The sequence below is a fragment of the Bacillus sp. B15-48 genome, from assembly GCF_016879755.1.
Lineage (GTDB): Bacteria > Bacillota > Bacilli > Bacillales > Cytobacillaceae > Mesobacillus_B.
The window spans coordinates 18,029-43,099 of sequence record NZ_WOFU01000011.1 but is presented as its reverse complement, the minus strand read 5'-3'; the positions used below and the strand labels follow the sequence as shown (position 1 = coordinate 43,099).

35 protein-coding genes and 1 pseudogene are annotated in these 25,071 nt (G+C 42.6%); 34 read left to right on the top strand and 2 right to left on the bottom strand.

Annotation, left to right across the window (positions count from 1 at the left end):
- Window positions 1-7: 7 nt before the first annotated feature.
- From rplV to rpsI, 29 genes are all read left to right on the top strand, one after another.
- Window positions 8-349, top strand: coding sequence for a 50S ribosomal protein L22 (gene rplV, locus GNT69_RS22170; RefSeq protein ID WP_203557173.1), 342 nt, complete (start codon window positions 8-10; stop codon window positions 347-349).
- 3 nt (window positions 350-352) lie between these two features.
- Entirely contained in the window at window positions 353-1,009 is a 657-nt protein-coding gene (rpsC, locus tag GNT69_RS22165) for a 30S ribosomal protein S3 (protein WP_203557172.1), read from the top strand.
- 1 nt (window position 1,010) lies between these two features.
- The gene (rplP, locus tag GNT69_RS22160; protein WP_203557171.1) at window positions 1,011-1,445 is read left to right on the top strand and encodes a 50S ribosomal protein L16; all 435 of its coding nucleotides are present in this window, start codon (window positions 1,011-1,013) and stop codon (window positions 1,443-1,445) included.
- Window positions 1,435-1,635, top strand: coding sequence for a 50S ribosomal protein L29 (gene rpmC, locus GNT69_RS22155; protein WP_203557170.1), 201 nt, complete (start codon window positions 1,435-1,437; stop codon window positions 1,633-1,635). The genes rplP and rpmC overlap by 11 nt, the downstream gene beginning before the upstream one ends.
- A 23-nt stretch (window positions 1,636-1,658) precedes the next feature.
- The gene (gene rpsQ / locus GNT69_RS22150) at window positions 1,659-1,922 is read left to right on the top strand and encodes a 30S ribosomal protein S17 (RefSeq protein ID WP_203557169.1); all 264 of its coding nucleotides are present in this window, start codon (window positions 1,659-1,661) and stop codon (window positions 1,920-1,922) included.
- A gap of 39 nt (window positions 1,923-1,961) precedes the next feature.
- The gene (gene rplN / locus GNT69_RS22145; RefSeq protein ID WP_203557168.1) at window positions 1,962-2,330 is read left to right on the top strand and encodes a 50S ribosomal protein L14; all 369 of its coding nucleotides are present in this window, start codon (window positions 1,962-1,964) and stop codon (window positions 2,328-2,330) included.
- A gap of 36 nt (window positions 2,331-2,366) precedes the next feature.
- Window positions 2,367-2,675, top strand: coding sequence for a 50S ribosomal protein L24 (gene rplX / locus GNT69_RS22140; protein ID WP_203557167.1), 309 nt, complete (start codon window positions 2,367-2,369; stop codon window positions 2,673-2,675).
- A gap of 30 nt (window positions 2,676-2,705) precedes the next feature.
- On the top strand, window positions 2,706-3,245 hold the full coding sequence (gene rplE / locus GNT69_RS22135; RefSeq protein ID WP_203557166.1) for a 50S ribosomal protein L5: 540 nt from the start codon (window positions 2,706-2,708) through the stop codon (window positions 3,243-3,245).
- A 25-nt stretch (window positions 3,246-3,270) separates the two neighbouring features.
- Window positions 3,271-3,456, top strand: a complete 186-nt coding sequence (gene rpsN, locus GNT69_RS22130) for a 30S ribosomal protein S14 (protein ID WP_001085700.1) — start codon at window positions 3,271-3,273, stop codon at window positions 3,454-3,456.
- 30 nt (window positions 3,457-3,486) lie between these two features.
- Complete coding sequence (gene rpsH, locus GNT69_RS22125) at window positions 3,487-3,885, top strand: 30S ribosomal protein S8 (RefSeq protein WP_203557165.1); 399 nt, start codon at window positions 3,487-3,489, stop codon at window positions 3,883-3,885.
- A 31-nt stretch (window positions 3,886-3,916) separates the two neighbouring features.
- Window positions 3,917-4,453 (top strand): 50S ribosomal protein L6, encoded by a 537-nt coding sequence (gene rplF / locus GNT69_RS22120; RefSeq protein WP_203557164.1) that lies wholly within the window; start codon window positions 3,917-3,919, stop codon window positions 4,451-4,453.
- 33 nt (window positions 4,454-4,486) lie between these two features.
- Window positions 4,487-4,849, top strand: a complete 363-nt coding sequence (gene rplR / locus GNT69_RS22115; RefSeq protein ID WP_203557163.1) for a 50S ribosomal protein L18 — start codon at window positions 4,487-4,489, stop codon at window positions 4,847-4,849.
- A 24-nt stretch (window positions 4,850-4,873) separates the two neighbouring features.
- A complete protein-coding gene (gene rpsE, locus GNT69_RS22110; RefSeq protein ID WP_203557162.1) occupies window positions 4,874-5,374 on the top strand; it encodes a 30S ribosomal protein S5 in 501 nt (166 codons plus the stop codon).
- Between the two features lie 13 nt (window positions 5,375-5,387).
- Window positions 5,388-5,570 carry a 50S ribosomal protein L30 gene (rpmD, locus tag GNT69_RS22105; protein ID WP_203557161.1) on the top strand — a complete coding sequence of 61 codons (183 nt, stop codon included), beginning with the start codon at window positions 5,388-5,390 and terminating at the stop codon, window positions 5,568-5,570.
- A gap of 30 nt (window positions 5,571-5,600) precedes the next feature.
- A complete protein-coding gene (gene rplO, locus GNT69_RS22100) occupies window positions 5,601-6,041 on the top strand; it encodes a 50S ribosomal protein L15 (RefSeq protein ID WP_203557160.1) in 441 nt (146 codons plus the stop codon).
- The gene (gene secY / locus GNT69_RS22095) at window positions 6,041-7,336 is read left to right on the top strand and encodes a preprotein translocase subunit SecY (RefSeq protein WP_203557159.1); all 1,296 of its coding nucleotides are present in this window, start codon (window positions 6,041-6,043) and stop codon (window positions 7,334-7,336) included. Before rplO ends, secY begins: the two co-directional genes overlap by 1 nt.
- Before the next feature lie 55 nt (window positions 7,337-7,391).
- Window positions 7,392-8,045, top strand: coding sequence for an adenylate kinase (locus GNT69_RS22090; RefSeq protein ID WP_203557158.1), 654 nt, complete (start codon window positions 7,392-7,394; stop codon window positions 8,043-8,045).
- Between the two features lie 318 nt (window positions 8,046-8,363).
- A complete protein-coding gene (infA, locus tag GNT69_RS22085) occupies window positions 8,364-8,582 on the top strand; it encodes a translation initiation factor IF-1 (protein ID WP_009791305.1) in 219 nt (72 codons plus the stop codon).
- Window positions 8,583-8,617: 35 nt separating this feature from the next.
- Window positions 8,618-8,731 carry a 50S ribosomal protein L36 gene (rpmJ, locus tag GNT69_RS22080; RefSeq protein WP_003156543.1) on the top strand — a complete coding sequence of 38 codons (114 nt, stop codon included), beginning with the start codon at window positions 8,618-8,620 and terminating at the stop codon, window positions 8,729-8,731.
- Window positions 8,732-8,752: 21 nt separating this feature from the next.
- Window positions 8,753-9,118 (top strand): 30S ribosomal protein S13, encoded by a 366-nt coding sequence (gene rpsM, locus GNT69_RS22075; protein WP_203557157.1) that lies wholly within the window; start codon window positions 8,753-8,755, stop codon window positions 9,116-9,118.
- 24 nt (window positions 9,119-9,142) lie between these two features.
- Entirely contained in the window at window positions 9,143-9,532 is a 390-nt protein-coding gene (gene rpsK / locus GNT69_RS22070) for a 30S ribosomal protein S11 (protein WP_071458971.1), read from the top strand.
- 164 nt (window positions 9,533-9,696) lie between these two features.
- Window positions 9,697-10,641, top strand: coding sequence for a DNA-directed RNA polymerase subunit alpha (locus GNT69_RS22065; protein WP_203557156.1), 945 nt, complete (start codon window positions 9,697-9,699; stop codon window positions 10,639-10,641).
- A 180-nt stretch (window positions 10,642-10,821) separates the two neighbouring features.
- Window positions 10,822-11,184 (top strand): 50S ribosomal protein L17, encoded by a 363-nt coding sequence (gene rplQ, locus GNT69_RS22060; RefSeq protein WP_203557155.1) that lies wholly within the window; start codon window positions 10,822-10,824, stop codon window positions 11,182-11,184.
- Between the two features lie 430 nt (window positions 11,185-11,614).
- Entirely contained in the window at window positions 11,615-12,454 is an 840-nt protein-coding gene (locus GNT69_RS22055; protein WP_203557154.1) for an energy-coupling factor ABC transporter ATP-binding protein, read from the top strand.
- The gene (locus GNT69_RS22050) at window positions 12,430-13,299 is read left to right on the top strand and encodes an energy-coupling factor ABC transporter ATP-binding protein (protein ID WP_203557153.1); all 870 of its coding nucleotides are present in this window, start codon (window positions 12,430-12,432) and stop codon (window positions 13,297-13,299) included. The genes GNT69_RS22055 and GNT69_RS22050 overlap by 25 nt, the downstream gene beginning before the upstream one ends.
- Complete coding sequence (locus GNT69_RS22045) at window positions 13,296-14,093, top strand: energy-coupling factor transporter transmembrane component T family protein (protein WP_203557152.1); 798 nt, start codon at window positions 13,296-13,298, stop codon at window positions 14,091-14,093. The genes GNT69_RS22050 and GNT69_RS22045 overlap by 4 nt, the downstream gene beginning before the upstream one ends.
- Before the next feature lie 12 nt (window positions 14,094-14,105).
- Window positions 14,106-14,840, top strand: coding sequence for a tRNA pseudouridine(38-40) synthase TruA (gene truA / locus GNT69_RS22040; RefSeq protein ID WP_203557151.1), 735 nt, complete (start codon window positions 14,106-14,108; stop codon window positions 14,838-14,840).
- A 203-nt stretch (window positions 14,841-15,043) separates the two neighbouring features.
- On the top strand, window positions 15,044-15,481 hold the full coding sequence (rplM, locus tag GNT69_RS22035; RefSeq protein ID WP_203557150.1) for a 50S ribosomal protein L13: 438 nt from the start codon (window positions 15,044-15,046) through the stop codon (window positions 15,479-15,481).
- 20 nt (window positions 15,482-15,501) lie between these two features.
- A complete protein-coding gene (gene rpsI, locus GNT69_RS22030; protein ID WP_203557149.1) occupies window positions 15,502-15,894 on the top strand; it encodes a 30S ribosomal protein S9 in 393 nt (130 codons plus the stop codon).
- Between the two features lie 88 nt (window positions 15,895-15,982).
- Here rpsI and GNT69_RS22025 read toward each other — a convergent pair.
- Window positions 15,983-16,171 (bottom strand): annotated as a pseudogene (locus GNT69_RS22025) (tyrosine-type recombinase/integrase); the annotation flags it as partial.
- Window positions 16,172-16,690: 519 nt separating this feature from the next.
- On the opposite strand from GNT69_RS22025, the gene GNT69_RS22020 reads away from it, so the two are divergent.
- Both GNT69_RS22020 and GNT69_RS22015 read left to right on the top strand, forming a co-directional pair.
- Entirely contained in the window at window positions 16,691-19,147 is a 2,457-nt protein-coding gene (locus GNT69_RS22020) for a beta-glucosidase (RefSeq protein WP_203557147.1), read from the top strand.
- Between the two features lie 148 nt (window positions 19,148-19,295).
- Window positions 19,296-20,804 carry a right-handed parallel beta-helix repeat-containing protein gene (locus GNT69_RS22015; RefSeq protein WP_239094410.1) on the top strand — a complete coding sequence of 503 codons (1,509 nt, stop codon included), beginning with the start codon at window positions 19,296-19,298 and terminating at the stop codon, window positions 20,802-20,804.
- Here the strand turns inward: GNT69_RS22015 and GNT69_RS26115 are convergent.
- Window positions 20,713-20,967: a hypothetical protein gene (locus GNT69_RS26115; RefSeq protein WP_343206547.1), complete on the bottom strand. Its 255-nt coding sequence runs from the start codon at window positions 20,965-20,967 to the stop codon at window positions 20,713-20,715. The two genes, GNT69_RS22015 and GNT69_RS26115, sit on opposite strands and share 92 nt — an antisense overlap.
- Before the next feature lie 519 nt (window positions 20,968-21,486).
- Here GNT69_RS26115 and GNT69_RS22005 point away from each other — a divergent pair.
- The 3 genes from GNT69_RS22005 (at window position 21,487) to GNT69_RS21995 (ending at window position 24,954) form a co-directional block, all read left to right on the top strand.
- A complete protein-coding gene (locus tag GNT69_RS22005) occupies window positions 21,487-21,717 on the top strand; it encodes a thioredoxin domain-containing protein (protein ID WP_203557145.1) in 231 nt (76 codons plus the stop codon).
- Between the two features lie 1,084 nt (window positions 21,718-22,801).
- Complete coding sequence (locus tag GNT69_RS22000; RefSeq protein ID WP_203557144.1) at window positions 22,802-23,863, top strand: phosphotriesterase family protein; 1,062 nt, start codon at window positions 22,802-22,804, stop codon at window positions 23,861-23,863.
- 89 nt (window positions 23,864-23,952) lie between these two features.
- Window positions 23,953-24,954, top strand: a complete 1,002-nt coding sequence (locus GNT69_RS21995; protein ID WP_203557143.1) for a phosphotriesterase family protein — start codon at window positions 23,953-23,955, stop codon at window positions 24,952-24,954.
- Window positions 24,955-25,071 lie beyond the last annotated feature (117 nt).

Here is a 25,071-nt window from a genome sequence, read left to right as displayed (position 1 = left end):
TATCCTAATGCAAGCTAAAGCTGTTGCTAGAACAGTTCGTATTGCTCCTCGTAAAGCTCGTTTAGTACTAGATTTAATTCGAGGAAAGCAAGTTGGCGAAGCGGTAGCTATTTTAAAACTTACTCCGAAGGCGGTTTCTCCAATCGTAGAAAAGGTTTTGAAATCTGCTCTTGCCAATGCAGAACATAACTATGAAATGGATGTAAACAATTTAGTTGTTACTCAAGCATATGCAAACGAAGGACCAACACTAAAACGTTTCCGTCCACGTGCGCAAGGTCGTGCAAGTGCAATCAATAAACGCACAAGCCATATTACAATTGTTGTATCAGAAAAGAAGGAGGGATAATTAGTGGGTCAAAAAGTAAATCCAGTCGGTTTGCGTATCGGGATCATCCGTGATTGGGAATCAAAATGGTACGCGGGAAAAGACTACGCTGATCTTTTACACGAAGATATTAAAGTTCGTGAGTACATCACTAAGCGCCTGCGCGATGCTTCTCTTTCTAAAATTGAAATTGAGCGTGCAGCAAACCGCTTAAATGTAACAGTTCACACTGCAAAGCCAGGAATGGTAATTGGTAAAGGTGGGTCTGAAGTTGAAGCACTTCGTAAAGCTTTAAACGCACTTACTGGCAAGCGTGTCCACATCAATATTCTTGAAATCAAAAAAGCTGATATCGATGCAAAATTAGTTGCTGAAAATATCGCTCGTCAATTAGAAAATCGTGTTTCATTCCGTCGTGCACAAAAGCAAGCAATCCAGCGTGCGATGCGCGTAGGTGCGAAAGGAATTAAAACTCAGGTATCAGGCCGTTTAGGCGGAGCAGATATCGCTCGTGCTGAACATTATAGCGAAGGAACAGTACCTCTTCATACTCTTCGTGCAGATATTGACTATGCAACAGCTGAAGCTGACACTACTTACGGTAAGCTTGGCGTAAAAGTATGGATTTATAAGGGTGAGGTCCTTCCAGCGAAGAAGAAAACTGAGGAAGGAGGCAAATAATATGTTATTGCCAAAACGCGTTAAATATCGCCGCGAACACCGTGGAAAAATGCGCGGACGCGCAAAAGGTGGCACAGAAGTAGCATTTGGAGAATTTGGTCTTCAAGCTACAGAGGCTTCCTGGATTACGAACCGTCAAATTGAAGCAGCTCGTATTGCAATGACTCGTTATATGAAACGTGGCGGTAAAGTGTGGATTAAAATTTTCCCGCATAAGCCATACACTGCAAAGCCTCTAGAAGTACGTATGGGATCTGGTAAAGGTTCTCCTGAAGGCTGGGTTGCAGTTGTAAAGCCTGGTAAAGTAATGTTTGAAATTGCAGGTGTTTCTGAAGAAGTAGCACGTGAAGCGTTACGTCTAGCAGCACACAAACTTCCAGTTAAATGTAAGTTTGTAAAACGAGAAGAAATTGGTGGTGAATCCAATGAAAGCTAATGAAATTCGTGACTTAACCACTGCCGAAATCGAACAAAAAGTGAAATCTTTAAAAGAAGAACTTTTTAACCTACGCTTTCAATTAGCAACTGGGCAACTTGAGAATACAGCTCGTATCCGTGAAGTACGGAAAGCAATTGCCCGCATGAAAACTGTGATTCACGAAAGAGAAATCGGCGTTAATAATTGATAGATGAGAGGAGGTCGCACTCAATGAGTGAACGCAACCAGCGCAAGGTTTATACAGGACGCGTTGTTTCTGACAAGATGGATAAGACAATCACTGTTCTTGTTGAAACACATAAAAAGCATCCTTTATACGGCAAGCGCGTAAAATACTCTAAAAAGTTTAAAGCTCATGATGAGCAAAACACTGCTAAAGTTGGCGATATCGTACGCATTATGGAAACTCGCCCACTTTCTGCGACGAAACGCTTCCGTTTAGTAGAAGTAGTAGAAGAAGCTGTTATAATCTAATATGTTCGGTAAAGGAATTTCCGAAGGGAGGTTACTCGCATGATCCAACAAGAATCACGTTTAAAAGTTGCTGATAATTCTGGTGCTCGTGAAGTTCTTACAATCAAAGTTCTTGGAGGCACTGGTCGTAAGACAGCTAACATCGGTGATGTAATAGTTTGTACAGTCAAACAAGCAACACCAGGTGGCGTTGTTAAAAAAGGTGATATCGTAAGAGCTGTAATTGTTCGTACGAAAACTGGTGCTCGTCGTGCAGATGGTACTTACATTAAGTTCGACGAAAACGCATGTGTAATCATCCGTGATGATAAGAGCCCACGTGGAACTCGTATTTTCGGACCTGTTGCGCGTGAATTACGTGATAACAATTATATGAAAATCATTTCACTAGCTCCAGAAGTAATATAATATAAAAATTCAAATGGCTTTAAGGAGGTGCGACAGATGCATGTCAAAAAAGGTGACAAAGTAGTGGTCATCTCTGGCAAGGACAAAGGTAAAACTGGAAATATCCTAGCGTCATTTCCAAAACAAGACCGTGTCCTAGTAGAAGGTGTTAATATCGTGAAGAAACACGCTAAACCTTCTCAATTGAATCCGCAGGGCGGAATCATTAGCCAAGAGGCACCTATTCATGTATCAAATGTTATGCCTATCGATCCGAAATCCGGCAAACCAACCCGAGTTGGATATAAAGAGGAAAACGGCAAGAAGGTACGCGTAGCAAAAAAATCCGGTGAAGTTCTCGATTAATAGTTTATAGATGAAGGGAGGTAATCATGAATGAACCGCCTAAAAGAAAAGTTCAATAAAGAAATTTCTCCTGCTCTAATGAGCAAGTTTAATTATAAATCTGTAATGCAAGTTCCTAGATTAGAAAAAATCGTAATTAACATGGGTGTTGGTGATGCAGTTGCGAACGCTAAATCACTTGATAACGCTGTTGAAGAGTTAACATTGCTTTCTGGTCAAAAACCAGTCATCACAAAAGCGAAAAAATCAATCGCAGGGTTCCGCCTACGTGAAGGCATGCCAATCGGAGCGAAAGTAACATTACGTGGTGAGCGTATGTACGAATTCTTCGATAAGTTAGTTTCAGTATCTCTTCCACGTGTACGTGACTTTCGTGGAATTTCAAAAAAATCTTTTGATGGACGTGGAAATTACACATTAGGTGTAAAAGAGCAATTAATCTTCCCTGAAATTGATTACGATAAAGTAAGTAAAGTTCGTGGCATGGATATTGTTATTGTAACGACTGCTAACACTGATGAGGAAGCTCGTGAACTATTAACACAATTTGGAATGCCATTTAAAAAGTAATCTCTAAATAGAGGGAGGCGAAAACGTGGCTAAAAAATCAATGATTGCGAAGCAAAAACGCACGCCTAAATTTAAGGTTCAAGAGTACACACGCTGTGAGCGCTGCGGACGTCCGCACTCTGTATACCGTAAATTCAAGCTTTGTCGTATTTGTTTCCGTGAATTAGCTTACAAAGGACAAATTCCTGGCGTAAAGAAAGCAAGTTGGTAAAACTTAAGGTTTGGGAAGGAGGTAAAAACAATGGTCATGACAGATCCAATTGCAGATATGCTTACTCGTATTCGTAATGCGAATATGGTTCGTCACGAAAAATTAGAAGTACCTGCTTCTAACATTAAAAAAGAAATCGCTGAAATTTTAAAGCGCGAAGGTTTCGTACGTGACGTCGAATATATTGAAGACAACAAACAAGGGATCATCCGTATCTTCTTGAAATACGGTTCAAACAATGAACGTGTAATCACTGGTCTTAAACGTATTAGTAAGCCTGGTCTTCGCGTTTATGCAAAATCTACTGAGGTTCCACGCGTATTGAATGGTCTTGGTATCGCACTAGTATCAACTTCAAATGGCGTATTATCCGATAAAGAAGCACGCGCTAAGCAAGTCGGCGGCGAAGTATTAGCATACGTTTGGTAATAGATTTTTTAAAAGATTGGAGGTGCATTGAATGTCTCGCATAGGTAAAAAGCCAATTGAAATCCCAAATGGCGTAACAGTTATAAACAACAATAACACCCTTACTGTAAAAGGTCCTAAAGGTGAATTAACTCGTTCTTTTAACGAAGATATGCAAATCTCAATCGAGGAGAATGTAATCAACATTTCTCGCCCTTCAGAGGCAAAGGAACATCGTGCATTACATGGTACAACTCGTGCGGTTTTATCCAACATGGTTGAGGGAGTATCAAAAGGTTTTGAAAAGTCACTTGAGTTAATCGGTGTTGGTTATCGTGCTGCAAAACAAGGGAAGAAACTTGTGTTGCAGGTTGGATACTCACATCCAGTAGAATTTGAGGCTGAAGAAGGCCTTGAAGTTGAAGTTCCTACAAATACAAAAGTAATTGTTAAAGGAATTGATAAAGAGCGTGTTGGTGCACTTGCTGCCAATATCCGCGGAGTACGTCCGCCAGAACCTTATAAAGGCAAAGGAATTCGTTACGAAGGCGAATTTGTACGCCGTAAAGAAGGTAAGACTGGTAAGTAATGCCGCTTAAGATAAACGAAAGGAGTGACGCAAATGATTACGAAGGCTGATAAAAACGCTGTACGCCGTAAACGCCATGCGCGTGTCCGGACTAAAATCAGCGGTACTGCAGCTCGTCCTCGTTTAAATGTGTTTCGTTCAAACAAACACATTTATGCTCAATTAATTGATGACGTAAATGGAGTAACTCTAGCGAGTGCCTCTACTATAGATAAAGCTATCAACCTTGAATCTACTTGTAACCTTGAAGCTGCGCAAAAGGTCGGAGAAATAGTTGCTAAGCGCGCTGTAGAAAAAGGCATTAGTGAAGTAGTATTTGACCGTGGTGGTTATTTATATCATGGCCGTATTAAAGCTCTTGCAGAAACTGCTCGTGAAAACGGCTTACAATTTTAATGTAAAAAGGAGGGACATAAATAGATGCGTCGCATTGATCCAAACAAACTTGAACTAGAAGAACGCGTAGTAACCATAAATCGTGTTGCTAAGGTTGTTAAAGGTGGACGTCGTTTCCGTTTCACTGCATTAGTTGTTGTTGGTGACAAAAACGGACACGTTGGTTTCGGTACTGGAAAAGCACAGGAAGTACCAGATGCTATCCGTAAGGCAATCGAAGATGCAAAGAAAAACTTAGTACTCGTACCAATGGTAGGTACATCCATTCCGCATGAAGTAATCGGACGCTTCGGTGCTGGGGAGATTCTACTTAAACCAGCTTATGAAGGTACAGGAGTTATCGCAGGTGGACCAGTTCGTGCCGTATTAGAGTTGGCAGGTGTTGGTGATATTCTTTCGAAATCTCTTGGAACGAACACACCAATCAATATGGTTCGTGCCACTCTTGAAGGTTTAAAACAATTAAAACGTGCTGAAGACGTAGCAAAGTTACGCGGGAAATCAGTAGAAGAACTGTTAGGATAAGGAGGGAAATCAAATGGCTAATAAATTAGAAATTACCCTCAAACGTAGCGTGATCGGACGTTCACAAGATCAACGTGAAACAGTTAAAGCTCTAGGATTAAAAAAATTAAATCAAACTGTTGAGCATCAAGATAATGCTGCCATTCGTGGTATGGTTAACAAAGTGTCTCATCTAGTTACGGTGAACGAAAAGTAATTAATCTTTTAATGAATAGGAGGTGCAAACATGAAACTTCACGAATTAAAACCTGCTGAAGGTTCTCGTCAAGAGCGTAAGCGTAAAGGCCGTGGAATCGGTTCTGGTAACGGTAAAACTGCCGGAAAAGGTCATAAAGGTCAAAATGCTCGTTCTGGTGGCGGCGTACGTCCTGGTTTTGAGGGTGGTCAAACACCTCTTGCTAGACGTTTACCTAAGCGAGGATTTACAAATATCAATCGTAAAGAATATGCTGTTGTGAACTTAGACGCTCTAAACCGCTTTGAAGATGGAACAGAAATTACTCCAGAACTATTAGTGGAAACAGGACTTGTTAAAAAGGAACTTGCAGGAATAAAAATTCTTGCTAAAGGTAACTTGGAGAAAAAGTTAACTGTTAAAGCCCATAAGTTCTCCTCTGCAGCAAAAGAGGCGATTGAAACTGCCGGCGGTCAAACTGAGGTGGTTTAATGTTTAAAACATTCTCCAATTTATTGCGCGTGGGTGAAATCAGAAAGAAAATTCTCTTCACCCTTTTATTGTTGATTGTTTTTCGCCTTGGTGCCTTTATTCCGGTACCAGGAGTGAATTCAGATATATTAAAAGCACAAGATGATATGAGTGTATTTGGAGTGCTAAATATCTTTGGCGGCGGTGCACTACAAAACTTTTCTATTTTCGCAATGGGGATCATGCCGTACATCACTGCATCCATTATTATTCAACTTTTACAAATGGATGTCGTACCAAAGTTTACGGAATGGTCTAAACAAGGTGAGGTAGGTCGTCGAAAGTTAGCGCAATTTACACGTTATTTTACGATTGTGCTCGGTTTTATTCAGGCTTTTGGTATGTCCTATGGCTTTAACAATATGGCTGGTGGACTGTTGATCACAAATACAGGTATTGGAAACTTCTTAATTATTGCAACGGTTTTAACTGCTGGGACTGCGTTCCTTATGTGGTTAGGTGAGCAAATCACAGAAAAAGGTGCTGGAAATGGGATTTCCATCATTATCTTTGCTGGGATTGTCGCCGGTTTACCAACGATTGTAAATCAAATCTATGCACAGCAAATTGAAGGTGCTGGAGAAGCTTTATTCTTGCGTATTCTTACGATTACTCTAATTGTTCTTGCGGTTATTGCAATTATCGTTGGAGTTATCTTCGTACAAGAAGCGTTAAGGAAAATTCCAATTCAATATGCAAAACGTGTTTCTGCAGGGAATAACTCTGTTGGTGGTCAAAATACCCATCTTCCATTAAAAGTTAATGCTGCAGGCGTCATTCCTGTCATTTTTGCCATCTCGTTTATCATCACTCCGCCAACGATTGCACAGTTCTTTGGTACGAATGATGTGACGATTTGGATTCAAAATACATTTGATTACACCCGACCGGTTGGGATGATCATCTATGTTGCTTTAATCGTTGCCTTTACGTATTTCTATGCATTTATCCAAGTCAACCCAGAAAGAGTTGCAGAAAACTTAAAGAATCAAGGCGGGTATGTACCTGGAATTCGTCCAGGTAATAATACGCAAGAGTATTTAACGAAAGTTCTATACCGACTTACTTTTGTTGGAGCAATCTTCTTAGCAGTCATTTCAATCTTACCGGTATTCTTTATAAAAATCGCTGGTTTGCCACAAAGCGTGCAGATTGGCGGTACTGGATTATTGATTGTTGTTGGTGTTGCACTTGATACAATGAAGAGGCTTGAAAGCCAACTGGTTAAGCGACATTATAAAGGTTTTATTAAATAAGGATTTAGGGGACGGGGGTTCCCTAAACCTACATTAGATACTGGGGGGAATTCATGTGAATTTAGTACTAATGGGGCTGCCTGGTGCTGGTAAAGGTACGCAGGCAGAAAAAATGGTGGCAAAATATAACATCCCTCATATCTCAACGGGAGATATGTTCCGTGCGGCTATCAAGGATGGAACGGAACTAGGTTTAAAGGCCAAATCTTTTATGGATCAAGGGGCCCTTGTTCCAGATGAGGTTACGATTGGAATTGTACGTGAACGCCTAAGCAAACCTGATTGTGAAAAAGGTTTCCTCCTAGATGGATTTCCTCGTACAGTTGCTCAGGCTGAGGCACTTGAAAATATGCTTTCAGAACTAGGTAAAAAAATTGATTACGTCATTAACATTGATGTAGATTCAAGCATTCTTTTAGAACGACTAACTGGACGTAGAATTTGTAAAGAATGCGGCGCTACTTATCACCTAGAGTTCAATCCACCGGCAAAAGATGGAGTATGTGATCGTTGTGGCGGTGAGCTTTATCAACGTGCAGATGATAATGCAGAAACTGTTCAAAATCGATTGGAAGTTAATATCCAGCAAACGAAACCTTTATTGAATTTCTATGAAGATAGGGGTTCCTTACGCAATATCAACGGCCAGCAAGATATTAATGTCGTATTTGCTGTAATTGAAGATTTGCTTAGGAGTTTACATGAATGATTGTTTGCACAAATTCTCTAATTAGTGAGAAACTGCAAAATCGAGGGTGTTCAGTATCCCAGATAAATGACGATCGAACATCTCCCATTCTATTCAACCGTATGTGGAAACGAACGACTTTAAAGTTGCGCGGGAGTATGTCGGCTATGGAATCGGGCAAGAATAGAGCTTCAGCTTTATGTTCGAAGTCCATATTTAGCTAGTGTGATTGCTAGTTATCTTTAGCAGACGGATAGAAGTCAATTATGTTATAATCAAAAGGTTGACGAATGCCCCGTTTGTATACGCATATGACGTGAAGAAGGGAGACGATATTCGATGGCAAAAGATGATGTAATTGAAATTGAAGGTACAGTAATTGAAACGTTGCCGAATGCCATGTTTAAGGTAGAACTAGAGAACGGTCATACAGTTTTAGCTCATGTTTCCGGGAAAATCCGGATGCATTTTATCCGTATCTTACCTGGTGACAAAGTAACAGTTGAGCTTTCTCCTTATGATTTAACTCGCGGAAGAATTACCTACCGCTTCAAATAAACTGGTTGCTCCGTACTATCAAGGAGGTTATAGTAATGAAAGTGAGACCATCGGTTAAGCCTATCTGTGAAAAATGCAAAGTCATTCGCAGAAAAGGGAAAGTAATGGTGATCTGTGAAAACCCTAAACATAAACAAAAACAAGGATAATTTTGAAGGAGGTGCTGTAATATGGCACGTATTGCTGGTGTAGATATTCCACGTGAAAAGCGTGTGGTTATTTCTTTAACATATATTTTTGGAATCGGCAGACCAACTGCTGAGAAAATCCTTGCAGAAGCGGGTGTTTCAGTAGATACTCGTGTACGCGATTTAACGGAAGACGAATTAAATAAAATTCGTGAAATCGTTGATAAACTAAAAGTTGAAGGTGACCTTCGTCGTGAGGTATCCTTAAACATCAAACGTCTAATGGAAATTGGTTCATACCGTGGTTTACGTCATCGTCGTGGTTTGCCTGTTCGTGGACAAAACACAAAGAACAATGCACGTACACGTAAAGGCCCTCGTAAAACTGTAGCTAACAAGAAAAAATAATCGGTAAAGGAGGTCAACATTTAAATGGCTCGTAAAACTAATACACGTAAACGCCGCGTCAAAAAGAATATTGAGGCTGGAGTTGCGCATATTCGTTCAACTTTCAATAATACAATCGTTACAATTACAGATGTTCATGGGAATGCTATCTCATGGTCAAGTGCAGGTGCACTAGGTTTTAGAGGATCAAGAAAATCTACTCCATTTGCAGCGCAAATGGCAGCAGAAACGGCAGCAAAAACATCTATGGAACATGGCATGAAAACACTTGAAGTAACAGTTAAAGGCCCAGGTGCTGGTCGTGAAGCAGCAATTCGTGCGCTTCAGGCTGCTGGACTAGAAGTTACTGCTATTAGAGACGTTACTCCAGTTCCTCATAACGGTTGCCGCCCACCAAAACGTCGCCGTGTTTAAATTTTCTGTATAGAATTTGTATCACTGTCTATAATGGGATATGATACAAAAATTTTATCCGGAAAATAGTCAAGTTGTTGTGCGCATACGGGAACGTATACATGGGGACTTACGGAACGATTTATCTTTCCGGGGTTTCGACGTTTTGAAGGAGGGTATATTTGATGATCGAAATAGAAAAACCAAAAATCGAAACGGTTGAGATCAGCGATGATGCCAAATACGGCAAGTTTGTCGTAGAACCGCTTGAGCGTGGATATGGTACAACTTTGGGTAACTCCTTACGTCGTATCCTATTATCCTCACTTCCAGGCGCTGCTGTTACAGCTATTCAAATCGATGGAGTTCTTCATGAGTTCTCGACGATTGAAGGTGTAGTAGAAGATGTTACGACAATCATTCTAAACATTAAAAAGCTGGCGTTAAAAATCTACTCTGATGATGAGAAAACTCTTGAAATTGATATGCAGGGAGAAGGAGTAATTAAAGCTTCCGATATTACCCATGATAGTGATGTTGAGATACTAAACCCGGATCTTCATATTGCTACTCTTTCTAGCAAAGGTTCACTTAGAATGCGACTTACTGCGAAAAGAGGACGGGGTTATACACCTGCTGTTCAAAACAAACGAGAAGATCAACCAATCGGGGTTATCCCAATCGATTCCATCTATACTCCAGTTTCACGAGTTTCCTATCAAGTTGAAAATACTCGTGTAGGACAGATGACAAATTTTGATAAGCTAACATTTGACGTTTGGACAGATGGAAGCAATGGGCCTCAAGAAGCTGTAGCTCTTGGTGCTAAAATTTTGATGGAGCATTTAAATATATTCGTTGGTTTAACTGATGAAGCACAAAATGCAGAAATCATGGTTGAAAAAGAAGAAGATCAGAAGGAAAAAGTTCTAGAAATGACCATTGAAGAACTTGACCTATCTGTCCGTTCATATAACTGCTTAAAGCGTGCAGGTATCAACACGGTTCAAGAGCTTGCTCATAAGACTGAGGAAGATATGATGAAAGTGCGCAACCTAGGTAGAAAATCTTTAGAAGAAGTAAAAGCAAAACTAGAGGAGCTAGGCTTAGGCTTACGTAAGGATGACTAGTTAATTGCGGTTAACTAGGCATTTTACTGTTACTGTAAGAAAGCCATTACTTTTAAAGAAAACTCGCGAATTGGCAATCCCCTTTGGGCGATGACAGAAGCGGAGTTACACATATGTGTTGAGAAAGTAGAAAAGTAAACATGATACTTTCTTATTAGCCAAAAAAGGAGGGAAACACTCATGGGATACAGAAAGTTAGGACGTACAAGTTCCCAGCGTAAGGCGATGCTACGTGATTTAACAACAGATCTAATCATCAATGAGAAAATCGAAACAACTGAAACTCGTGCTAAGGAGCTTCGTTCAGTCGTTGAAAAAATGATCACTTTAGGGAAACGTGGTGATCTTCATGCACGCCGTCAAGCAGCAGCTTGGGTTCGTAATGAAGTAGCAAATGCAGAAGAGAATCAAGATGCTCTTCAAAAGTTATTTGTTGATATCGCTCCACGATACGCAGATCGTCAAGGCGGATACACTCGTATTATGAAGCTTGGACCACGCCGTGGTGACGGTGCACCAATGGTTATTATTGAACTAGTTTAATAACCAACAACTCACAGCAAGGGCGATGGACAGTTTATACAAACTTGTTTCATCCCCTTTTTTTAAAAAGTTTATACTCTATTTAATACGAAGAACAAGCCAAAACCGAGCGTTATGATGAGCATAAAGCATTGAGTCATCTAGTCGGTGGCTGACAGTGTATATTTTCGATGCTTTCACTTTATACAACTGTTTTTATGTCTCGTCTAGCTCATGCACCTCCTCCTCATCCAAATGTTGGATGTTTAAGTTCTTTGCGGAAATGATTATTCCGCTGGAGAGAGGTGCAGGCTTTTTTTGTATCCAGCGGTTTATTGGAAATCTACTGATTTTTCTTACACTTGTTCAATCATTTCGTATAGTTTAAACCTGAATTTAAAAGACTGATGCAGAGATTAGCTAGAGTAGTTGAGGAGAGAGGAGGAAAGTTGTGAAATTACCTCTTGTTGTTTTAAAAGATGTAAGCTTTCAGTACGACTCGCAAGAAAAGCTGGCCTTAAATAAGGTGAACATGGAAATCTATCAAGGGGAATGGCTTGCAATTGTTGGCCATAACGGTTCTGGAAAATCGACACTTGCGAGATTATTAAACGGACTCCAGTTTCCAGTAGAAGGTTCGATTGAAGTCGATGAATTATTGCTTTCAGAGGAAACAGTTTGGGATATTCGGCGGAAAATTGGCATGGTTTTTCAAAATCCAGACAATCAATTTGTCGGAACAACGGTCGAAGATGATGTCGCTTTTGGCCTTGAAAACAATGGCGTTGCGGTTGAAATCATGGCGGAACGAGTGGTTGATGCGTTAACAAAAGTAAATATGGCTAATTTCCTCGATCAAGAACCACATCATCTTTCTGGAGGTCAGAAACAACGTGTGGCGATTGCTAGTGTCCTCGCCTTAAGGCCATCGATTATCATTCTTGATGAAGCAACTTCAATGCTCGACCCTAGAGGAAGAGCGGAAGTGATTGATATAATCATGAAGCTGCAGGAAGAGGAGAACATCACTGTTATTTCAATTACGCATGACTTAGAAGAAGCAGCAAGAGCAGACCGCATTATCGTGATGAATCAAGGTGAGATTTATCGTGAAGGCACTGCGAAGGAAATTTTCCAAATGGATAAAGAGTTAGTAGAGCTTGGCCTTGATATTCCGTTTCCAGTAAAACTAAGTAAGAAGTTAGCGGAAAAAGGGGTCACGATCGATAAACACTATTTAACAGAAGAAGAGTTGGTGGCAGCGCTATGGACATCTCACTTAAAAATGTAGAATATCGTTATTCGGCCAATACCCCATTTGAACGTCTTGCGATCTCAGACGTCTCCATTGATATTCCTTCAGGCAGTTATACGGCAATCATCGGGCACACAGGTTCTGGGAAATCCACAGTCCTTCAGCATTTAAATGCGTTATTGAAGCCGACAAAAGGTTCGGTTCTCATTGGCAACCGTGAAATAAAAGCAGATCGAAAAGAAAAAAATCTTAAAGGAATCCGTGAAAAGGTTGGAATCGTATTTCAGTTTCCGGAACATCAGCTCTTTGAAGAGACGGTTGAGAAAGATATTTGTTTTGGTCCACTTAATTTTGGAGTTTCTGAAAGGGAAGCAAAGAGGCGTGCAGCAGTCGCAATCAAGCAAGTAGGTCTTTCTGAAGATATTCTAAAAAAATCCCCATTTGACCTATCAGGAGGACAAATGAGGCGTGTGGCGATCGCTGGTGTCCTTGCGATGGAACCAGAATGTATCGTGTTAGACGAACCTACCGCAGGTCTTGATCCTCGTGGGCGAAAGGAAATTATGGATTTATTTTATCGCCTTCATCAGGAGCGAGGGTTATCGACCGTACTTGTCACTCATAGTATGGAAGACGCAGCAATCTATGCGGATGAAATTGTCATTATGCATAGTGGAACGGTGTTACGAAAAGGAAAACCGATCGAGATTTTCTCTGAACCGGGACAATTAATTGCTCATGGACTTGATGTTCCTGATGTTATTCGCTTTCAGATGAAGGTCGAGGAAACCTTCGGTACAAAATTCGAGAAAATCTGTCTAACTGAGGATGAATTAACGGAAGCAATTGCGGGCTTTTTGAAACGGAGGGTCGCACAATGATGGAAAAAATGATTATCGGCCGTTTTGTTCCAGCCGATTCCTTGCTTCATCGAATGGATCCTCGTTCGAAATTGATTATTGTATTTCTGTTTGTAGGGATTGTTTTCCTCGCCAACAATATAGTAACTTATGCAATCTTAGCCCTTTATACATTTTTAATGGCTGCCTTATCAAAAATCCCACTGCGGTTTTTAATTACTGGATTAAAACCAGTGCTCTGGTTAGTGGTTTTTACATTTTTCCTTCATCTTTTTTTAACGAGAGAAGGCACGATTATTTTCCAATTTGGGTGGTTTACGGTTTATGAAGAAGGACTAAGACAAGGGATTTTCATCTCAATGAGATTCTTCTTGCTTATACTCATTACCTCTTTATTAACCCTTACGACAACTCCAATCGAAATTACGGATGGATTAGAAAGGCTTCTAGGGCCGTTAAAAAAAATCAATTTTCCGGTTCATGAACTGGCCTTAATGATGTCAATTGCCCTTCGTTTTATCCCGACGTTAATGCAGGAAACGGATAAAATTATGAAAGCCCAGACGGCAAGAGGGGTAGAGTATACGAGCGGCCCGATTAAAGAACGTTTAAAAGCGATTGTCCCGCTCTTAATTCCGTTATTTATTAGTTCATTTAAGCGGGCAGAGGAGCTTGCTGTCGCTATGGAGGCACGGGGGTATAAAGGCGGAGAAGGCAGAACGAAATACCGCCAGCTAACATGGGCACTAGCGGATACTGGAATGATTGTGATGTTAATGGCAGTTGCTTCGCTATTAGTTGTATTTAGAGGATAAGAGGGTTTGTCTATGAGAATAAAATGTAAGGTTGCATATGATGGTACTGGCTATGCAGGTTATCAAGTACAGCCAAATAAACGGACCGTTCAAGGTGAAATTGAAGCGGCATTGGCTAAACTCCATAAAGGGCAAAGTGTGAGGGTTCATGCATCAGGCCGGACCGATGCTGGTGTCCATGCGAAGGGACAGGTCATTCATTTTGACACGATTTTGTCTATGCCTGAAGATCGGTGGCCAATTGCACTTAATTCCATCCTCCCTGACGATATTGTCATCTTAGAGGCAGAAAAAGCCTTAGATGACTTTCATGCGCGTTACGAAGCGATTGGGAAGGAATATCGCTATTTTGTTCATTTGTCGAAACAACGAGATCCGTTTTTGCGGAAGTATGCATACCAATTTCCTTATTCCATTGACATTTCGAAAATCGAGGAAGCGGCACAACTTTTAGTCGGTACTCATGACTTTACAAGTTTTTGTTCAGCAAAGACAGAAGTTGATGATAAAGTTAGAACTTTAGATACGATTGAGTTATTTGAAGAAAAGGGACTTTTAGTGTTTCGTTTTGTAGGCAATGGTTTTTTATATAATATGGTAAGAATTATCGTTGGAACTCTACTCGAGGTTGGCAGCGGAGAAAAAGAGTCTGCTAGTGTAAGAAGCATTCTTGAAAGAAAAGATCGGCGTTATGCGGGCAAAACTGCACCAGGTCATGGACTCTATTTATGGGAAGTATTCTATTAAATCCTAAGTAGCCTGTTTCGTTCCATTCCTTTTTCAAAAAAAATCTATGACAACGAATCCTGGTGTTGACATTCGCTTTATAAAGTTATATCATGTTTTGGTATGGTATTTTAATGCCACTGATGAGCCCCGGAACTTATCTGTGTAAATATATCAATGACTTTAAGATTGACTGAATCGATTTATTAATAGGAGGGACACTCATGCGTTCAACATTTATGGCTAATGCCAAGAATATCGAGCGTAAATGGTACGTAGTTGATGCGGAAGGCCAAACACTTGGTCGTCTTGCAAGCGAAGTTGCATCCATCTTACGCGGTAAACATAAACCAACATTTACACCACATGTAGACACTGGAGATCATGTGATCATCCTTAATGCTTCAAAGATTGAATTGACTGGTAATAAAATAAACGATAAAATTTACTATCGTCATACAATGCACCCAGGTGGTTTAAAGCAAAGAACGGCTCTTGAAATGCGTACAAACTACCCTGAAAAAATGCTTGAGCTAGCAATCAAAGGGATGCTTCCAAAGAACTCTTTAGGTCGCCAAATGTTCAGGAAGCTTCACGTATATGCAGGTGGAGAGCATCAGCATCAAGCACAAAAACCAGAAGTTTACGAACTTCGCGGATAATTAATAAGGAGGTTATTTACTTGGCACAAGTTCAATATATTGGAACAGGTCGTCGTAAGAGCTCTGTTGCACGAGTTCGCTTAGTTCCTGGTGACGGCAAAATCATCGTTAACAATCGTGAAATTGAAGATTATATCCCATTCGCAGCTCTACGTGAGGTAGTTAAACAGCCTCTAGTAGCAACTGAAACAGTTGGTGCTTATGACGTTCTTGTCAACGTTAATGGCGGCGGCTACACTGGTCAAGCTGGTGCAATTCGCCACGGTATCGCTCGTGCGTTACTACAAGCAGACCCTGAGTACCGTCCAACTCTTAAGAGTGCAGGATTATTAACTCGTGACGCTCGTATGAAAGAACGTAAAAAATACGGTCTTAAAGGCGCTCGTCGTGCACCTCAGTTCTCAAAACGTTAATATCGTTGTTATATCAACGTGTTCAAACCCTTTCCCAAACTTTTGGGAGAGGGTTTTTTTACGTTAAGAAATGGATTGAATACCCTTTTCAAAAATCCATGAAGTTTTTAAATAGATGCGCCACCTTTTCTTTCGCTGCATTTGTGGTATGGGAATAGATGTTCATGGTTGTTTGAGTGTCATTATGTCCCAAACGGACTTGTACATCTTTAATACTTGCACCAGCTTCAAAAAGTAATGATGCATGTGTATATCGTAATCCATGAATGGTAATTGGCTCGAATTCTGTATGACGCATAGTTTAAACGTTCATAATCCTTTAATTGCTGTACGTCATTTTTTCAGTTTTTTAAGTTTTTCTTCATCAACGCTAATAACTCGTCTTGACGTTGCCGTTTTAGGGGTTTGAAGTAATTGTTTGCCCTTCGTTTCAACAAGAGTTCTTTGTTTCAGTATGTTTAGAATAATGAAGTATCATGCTCATTTGATTTTATTTATTTTGATTGTTTATTTGGCAAATTATTTCCTGCTATAGTATTTTAGGACTTTGAAACCATTACTAATCTCGTTGTTTTTGTTATCGTTCCTTACTACAGTGTTTGAATATCATTTTCAGTACTTTAGGAGCATTACTAATCTCGTGATATTTGTTATTGCATTGTAATTAACCGTAAATACTATCGTAATATTTTTTCTCTATACTAATATACTAGTATACCAGCAGTGGGGGGAGATTTAGAAGATAAAACGATTATTTCAATACTAATAGGAAAATAAATAGTTAGGGAGAGATAAGATGATAAAACGAATGAATTCAATTTTTTTGACAGCAATAATTTTTATTTCTACGTTAGTCATTCCTGTTAATGCGGAGAACGGTGGAACGGAAGGGACCATGCCCTGGATGAACACCCAGCTCTCTGCTGAAGAGCGCACCGAGCTGCTTCTCGATGCGATGACGATGGAACAGAAGATCCAGCAAATCGCCATCTCGCGCTTCAATGAGAATGACACGGGTGAGACGGTTGTTATTAATAAGGGCGGTACTAGTAAGTACCAGAACGGTGAATTCGCGCCCCAAGGTACCCTGCCTGGATGTGAGTGGCAGGACACTGGCCGACAAATCCGTGGGATCGAAGAACTGGGCATCCCCACAATCCGTATGACCAACGGTGGTACGGGTGTGAAAGGCGGATCGTGTGGCAATGACCCGGAAGCGACGGGCCTACCGTCCACCCTTGCGATGGCTGCGACCTTCAACCGCGAGTTGAACTATGAAGTCGGCCGAATCCTCGGCGAGGAGACACGGGCCTTCGCACATCACGTGCTGCTCGGACCGGGCATGAACCTCGTACGTCACCCGTATAATGGCCGGAACTATGAGTACTTCAGTGAGGATCCGTACCTAACGGGGATTCTGGCGACCGAGCAAGTCAAGGGTATTCAGGATCAGGGAGTACAGGCACAGCTCAAGCACTTAGCCGGCAATGAGCAAGAGACCGAGCGTTGGACGATGGGTGTTCAGGTTCCATCACAGGCCATGAACGAGCTGTACATGCTGCCATTCGAGATGACCGTCAAGGATGCTGACCCAGCTTCCGTGATGTGCTCATTCCCGGATGTCAACGGCACCTTTGCCTGTGACAGTTCTGAATTGCTCCAAGATGCACTAAGGGGCAACTGGGGCTTCGAAGGTTATGTCATGAGTGACCGTCGCGCGATTCACGACACGGTTGCTGCCATCAAGGCGGGCACGAATGTCGAGCTAGACTGGGCACCACAGTACTACACTGAGGAGAAAATCCAGGATGCCCTTGACTCGGGTGCTGTAACCGAGGAAGACATCGACAATCTGCTGCGTCCGCGCTACATCAAGATGATTGAGTACGGCCATATGGATGAGCCTTACGACAAGTTCTTGCCGGAAATCGTCAATCCGATGGCAAACGGTGCAAGCGCACTGAAGATGGCTGAGGAAGGGTCGGTGCTGTTGAAGAACGATAACGACTTCTTGCCACTGGATGGTGAGCCGAAGTCGATTGCGCTAATCGGCGTTGAGTGGTTCGCTGGTGAGGCTAAGATGTCACCGCGCTCCGTTCGGGACAACAACGAGAACGTTGAAGCTCCTTACACGGTCACTCCACAAGAGGGACTAGAGAACGTCATAGAGGAGCTAGGTTATGACACTGAAGTAACGTACAACGATGGACGTGATCTGGAGGCTGCTGCCAAGCTGGCCGCTGAGTCCGATGTTGTGCTGCTTATGGTTGGCGACAACCCGCATGAGACCGTGGACCGTGATACCCTTGGCTTCCCAGCTATCGACCTCGATACACACAAGGACCGTGAGGACTGGGTGGAGCAGGAGCCGATGATCGATGCTGTTATGGAAGCTAATGCGGCAAACACTGTTGTGGTCCTGAAGACTTCCGGTACGGTGCTCATGCCGTGGTTGGATGAAGTACCTGCAGTTCTTCAGGCTTGGTTCCCAGGTATGGAGGATGGCAATGCTGTTGCCAACTTGCTCTACGGTAAAGTCAATCCGTCGGGCAAGCTGCCGATGACGTTTGGTGCAACTGAGCGTGAAGCTGCATTCGCGACTGAGGAGCAGTACCCTGGAACGCGTCAAGACACTGGTAAGCCAGGTGGCCCAGGTCCGTATGGTGACGGTTCCGACCAGTTAATCGCCAAGTACACAGAGGGTCTTGAGATGGGCTACCGCTGGTACGAGGCAAATAACGTGAAGCCGGTCTTCCCATTCGGATATGGCTTGTCGTACACGACCTTCGAATATGACGACCTTAAAGTGATGCAGGTTCGCGGTAAAGGCAAAGGCAATAACGGCTCATTATCCGGTATTGAAGTGTCCTTCACGATCACGAACACCGGTGACGTTGCTGGTAAAGAAGCAGCACAGGTTTACCTAACACTTCCGGATGAGGCGGGGCAGCCGGCCAAGCGACTCGTCAACTTCGAGAAAGTTGACCTTGGGCCTGGTGAGAGCGAGCGAGTGACTCTACGGATTAACCATGCTGACTCCAACCACCCGTTCTCCTATTTCATTCCGGAAGAACCGGACAACCTTGCGAACTGGGCTGACGGCGAGTGGGCAACTGCTGACGGAAAGTACCGCGTGCATGTCGGTGGTTCCTCGGCAGACACACCGTTGGAAAAGGATATCCCGTTGAACTTTAAACTCGACAAGGATAACGGCAAAGGCAACAACAAGGGCAAGGGGAACTCTAAGCAGTAGTCCCCTGGTCATGGGATGATGCCGTCGACCTGGTAGAGGTCGTCGAAACATCCCAAAGGCGGTGAGCGAGTGGGCTCACCGCTTTTCTCGTTGTCTCCATGGGCGACGAAAGGGACGGAAAAAACCCAGAAAGGACGTGAGAAATTTGATGAAGAAATCAGTTCGGAACAGTCGGCGAGGTTTGGCGAATTCGTGGTGGGTGGTTCTTGGCCTGGTGGTCCTCTTGACTGCATGCACCGTCGAGGAATCCGAAGAGCCGGTCGGGAGCGATGACACCGTGGAAACCGCCCCGTCCGAGCATGGCGACTGGCAGGACCCCGGCTTGGTGGACCGGTCCGGCGCGCCGATTGAGGTGCCGACGCCGGGTCCAGCCACTGGCAGGACCCTGGACGTCACTGATTTCGGGGCAGATCCGGATCCGGACTCACAAGACGACGCACCAGCCATCCGGGCGGCTCTTGAAGCGGCCGAACCGGGTGACGAGGTCCTGCTGCCGGCCGGAACGTATGACCTGCGCTCCACTGACCCGGCCGACGAGTCGGCGAACATCGTGTTACGTAGCGGCGTGGATCTGCGTGGTGAGGGCCAGGAGCGAACTGTGCTACTGACCTCCCTCGACGGCGAGGATGACAGCCGGGTGATCCGTGGCTCTGGCGTCCACGACGTCATCGTCGCTGATTTTACCATTACCTCCCGTTATGAGGGTCCACTTGGCGACGACACGAAAGACGGAGACGCGAGTGGGGGCCCGATGTACGGGATCTATCTCGGAGCCCACGAAGGCCAGGCTAGCTCCCGCGTCCTGGTGGAAAATCTGAACATCCGCAAGTTCGAGCGCCACGGTATCTCAGTCAAGGCCAGCCGTGAAGTGACCCTCTCTGGAAACTACATCAGTGAGGCAACTGCCGTCGGTCCCGGAGGACAGGGCTACGGCATTGCGATCGAGGGCTCAAGGGATCAACGTGACCCGGATGCTCCCAACGATTCCCGGCACAACGTCGTCATTGGCAATACATTCGATGGCAGACATCTGCGGCACGCGATTCTGTTGCAGTTCCCAACGCACAATAATCTCGTGGCGGAGAACACCATCGTTGGCAGCCATCTCGATGCCATCGACTTGCATGGCGAGGGTGAATACCTGAACGAGATCCGGAACAACACGGTCATCGGCGGGCAACGGGCGGGCATCGCACTGGGCAATTCCGGCGGGGCAAAGAACAAGCACGACGCCTCAGGACCTGGAAACTGGGTGCACTCCAACGATCTGATTGGAAACCGTCAGGGAATCCTCGTCATCCTGGGAACTCCTGATACCCTCATCGAGGACAACAGGATCACAGCCGGGGAGGATTCGAAGGTCGGCATCGAGGTCCGCAATGCGCCGGGAACGGAACTGCAAGGTAATCGCATCACTGGAGGGACCGACGAATTCTGGGCTATCCGGCTCAGTAAGGACCGCGGTACTGACGGGCGAGGCAAAGGAATCCCCTCAGGCATCAGAATCGAGCATAACGTCATTCGACAGGCCGCTAATGGCATTAAGATAGATGCCGGGAAAGACCTCAGCATAATCGAAAACGTCGTCGATGGCATCGAAGGAGACAAGCTGAGAGTGGCCGACGGGATCGAGGTGATGAGCGGATCGGCTCAGTGATCCAGCTCCCAGTCGGGGCGGTAAGACAGCAGTCCGGTCCGGATGGCACGGCCTCGGCGCCCTGGCGCAGCAATTGGGACACCAGCACCTGGTTGCCCAGGGACTTGGACATCTTCTCGCCGTCCAGTTCCACCATGCCGGCGTAGACGAAGGCGCGGGTCAGGGCTCAAACTAAGAAAGTTGGTATTTGATTCCCGTGCTAAAGAGATAGCAGACAATAATATGCGTTATCTATCACAGAAACAAAAGGATGAAACCATTTATAACATTTCCATAAAAAAATTTTTAGAAAGGTAATACTTTCGAAGATGTATAGAAAATTCAATAGGGATAAATGTGGCACCATCTGTCCAACCAAGGGTAAGCATGCGAAATCCCTTATAGACACGCAACGGTGCGAAAGTTGAGTAACTAGTAATTTTTATTTTAACTTCTATAATTAACCCAGCCTTCATCAAAAAGAGGGCTGGGTTCCATCTAATAAATTCACTCATTTTCCACATAAACTATATTTAATAAATTCACTTACTACTCGAACTAAAGTATTAAAAAAGTGGAGGGAAATAAATGTATCTAAAAAGAATAATATTGTTGGGTCTAGCTATTGTTTTACTTTTGACAGGATGCCAAAGCAATTCCAGTAGTTCAGCAAAAACGAATGACAATAGTAAGGTTGAAGATTATGTATACACAAAATACAATCAAAGAAGCGAAAAACGAAAATTGGGGAACAGAAGAATATGTTCAAGCCTTACTTGGTGAATATGGTATAAACATTGGGATAGAGGAAATAGAACAACATAACCCTGATCCTATTTCGCTCACACGCAATTATACAAAAAACTTTGGAGTAGAAGCCGTTCCTGCTTTGTACATCAATGGTATGCGAAGCTATATAATGCTTTTGATTTAGAGGAGATTGAAAAGGTATTGAATGGGGTAATAAAAGAATAAAGCTATTTATTGTTTATATACTGATTAGTATTAGTATAAAACTTAATTATTTTAGATCTCTAAAGAGCGGTCAATCACCCAATTAGCTTGTCATGGCTTAGGGTGATTTTTTGTCCATAATCTTGCGTTCTTTCGGAGTTTCACCATTTCTAACTGATAGTTCAATTAAAGATAGAAGGTTTGAGGTTCAATGTGACAGAGTGACAAGAAAACCTTCGACTTTATTATTATTTTTTCTAGTAATACTTTTATACATATGGCTCGGCAGCGTATTTAAGTTTTTGCATCCATTATGTACCCTTCACTAAAATTAAGTTAAATTGTATGAAAGTGTAAATGTAAATTTGAATTATTCCAAGTACTCGGATTAAACCGGCATGTAAAAAGTACTTAATTCGAGTACTTGGAATAAAAATCCACCAGTTATAGGGGACTTAATGCTAGTACTCGGATAAACCGGCATACAAAATATACATAATAGTAGTGCCTGCAACGATAGCAAAATTAAAAAACCGGCATTCATTATTTTCTTTATAAAAGTATTTTCCAAAAATGAAAGCCTTTTCAATTGTAGTAAAATAACGAAAAGTATTATAATTAAGTTATAGGTGTAAGTTGAAAAGGATAGGAGGTACTTGAGTTGGTACTGATTTTGAAACTATCGGCTAGCTAGTATCATTTTAACTATTATTATGTTGATAAATCATATTCGGTTAATTTTTATTATTTTTTGAAAACTTAGATAAAAATATTGACAATTGGTATAACAATATTATAATATGTTTTTAGAAACAAAAAATCCCATAACAATCATCATTTATAAAAGTAAACGGTTACATTTATAAATTGTTGTTTGTCCTCTTATTTTCAAGCAAAGGGAATGAGAATGGCTTGTAGAAATGTAAAGGATTGTTCCCTTTTGCCATAACTAGACCGACCGGTTTGTTTAATTTCTTTTATTATAAATGAAGTGCTCAATAATTTGTTGATTTTTCAAAATATTACTGAGGAATAACCAAAGAAAATGTTAGGAGGTTTTATAAATGCTAGATCATGTAGAAACAAAAAAGTCGAGCGTTGTTCGTACAGTTCTTGGGTCCGTACCTGCTCATGAATTAGGGATTGTGCTTATTCATGAGTCACTTCTGTCTGTCGTTCCTGGAGCGGAATATGCCCCTGAAATTAATATGGATAAAAGTGAAATCTTCGATATTTTAAAGAGAAAGCTGACCGATTTTCGTCGTGCTGGTGGAAAGACGATTGTTGATCGTACCGGTATGTTCCATGGCCGTGATGTAAAACTTTATGAAACTCTTTCAAAGACAACAGGTGTCCATATTATTGCCTCCACCGGATTAGGGCCTGAGCCAATGTTAAGTGGATACTTCACGACACCACAAACACATCCGCCCACACCATGGCCGGCAGAACAATTCGCTGGGTTGTTTCAAAAAGAGATAACCGAAGGAATCGCTGTTCCTCGTATTGAACGTTCTGGTTTCGCAGGAATAGTCACTTCGATTGCAACTCAAAGTGGAATTGCTGAAATTGAAAAAAGTCTTTTCCGGGGCTCAGCAATAGCTGCTCTTAAAACAGGAGTAGCTGTATCTGTACAGTACGGTGCGGACGCTACAGGTGATTTAGAAATTATAGTAGCGGAAGGGATTTCACCTGACCGTGTCATTATCGGGGGCTTGGATCGTCAAGAAGCTGTCCGCCGCAAGGAAGCTTTCGCTGTCGCAGAACGAGGGGCTAACGTGGCTCTTGACCATGTAGGATGGTCGACAAATGACGGATATGTAAACGATGAAGACCGTGTTCAACTGATCGTTGAATTATTTGAAGCAGGTCTTGGTGAACGCGTACTGATTTCAACGAATGCGGTAGGTGTTGCTAAAGGTCACGAAGCAAAGGATCTCGAATTTGATTATTTATTGACAAAGTTCGTGCCGCTTTTACGCAAAGCTGGTTTGACAGATGAACAACTTCGTACTTTATTAGCAGAAAATCCTCAACGTGTTCTAACGGTGGATGACGAAGCAGAGCTAAAAATGAAAGGCTGGAACTATAACTGGAACGATTTATTTAGCCCTGTTGCAAGGTAAGTTTACGAGACAGACTCATTTTATATATGAAAATTCAATTTGCACATCGCTTCATTTGAGTAAAAACAAAGGTGAGGAGTGAAACAATCATGGGGAAGGTTAATACAGTTTTAGGCCCAATCGCTACTGAGGAATTGGGAATCACAGCGTTGCACGAGCATATTGGGTTCGGTTTGCCAGGTTGTGATTTAGATACAAAATGGTGGAAACAACCTAATGAGGCATTTGAAGTGACAATCGAAAAGTTACGCCGCTTCCGTGAGCATGGCGGAAAAACGTTTGTTGATTGTACGGGGATTGGAAACGGCCGTGATGTTGAATACTTTCAAGTGCTATCGCGCCGAACAGGTGTCCATATTATCGCGGTTACCGGTTTTGTAGCAGGTGATTCTGCTTTGCCATATTTCCGTAACAAACCAGTTGAGTATTTGACGGACTTATTCATCCATGAAATTACGGTGGGGATTGACAATACAGGTGCCAAAGCAGGTGCCGTTAAAGTAGGGGTTAGCCGCGGTGGTCAATTAAGTGAATTAGATAAACGCATTTATCGGGCAGCTGCACGTGCGGCTGTAAGAACGGGTGTACCGATTATTACTCACTTATCAACAGATGCCCAAACAGCAATTGATGTATTTGAAGAGGAAGGACTGCCTCTAAACCGCGTATTGATGGGGCATGCCGACGTTGGGCAGGATGCCGATGAAGAACGTGATTCGATGATTGCAAATCTCGGAGGATATGTTGGTTTTGATACGATTGGTTATGATACGGAAATGGAAAATTCGCCATATTGGTCACGTCCTCGTCAAGAGCGCGTGGAACATTTCCTTCGATTTATAGATAATGGCCATTTAGATCGTGCAGTGATTTCGGCTGATGCGAACTGTTGTGCTTTAGGGTGGCCGGGGTTAAAAGGACATTCTGTTAACTATCTTTTTGAAGAGTTTTTACCAGATCTCCGTAAAGCGGGTGTTAGTAGCGACGTATTTGAACAACTTTTAGTTCGGACTCCTGCTGATTTCCTAACGATGCAAGAACCAAGAGTACCCAGAGCGGCCAAAGCCTTCGAATTCCAAGAATCTCGTTAATCGAAAAAACGAAAGCGTTGTGAAAGGGAAAAGCCTTGTGCCGTGATGATGTCTATATAGGCAATTCCCTTCTGACTTTGCTTCGTAGTCCTCAATCATAATGTGACGTGTAGTGAT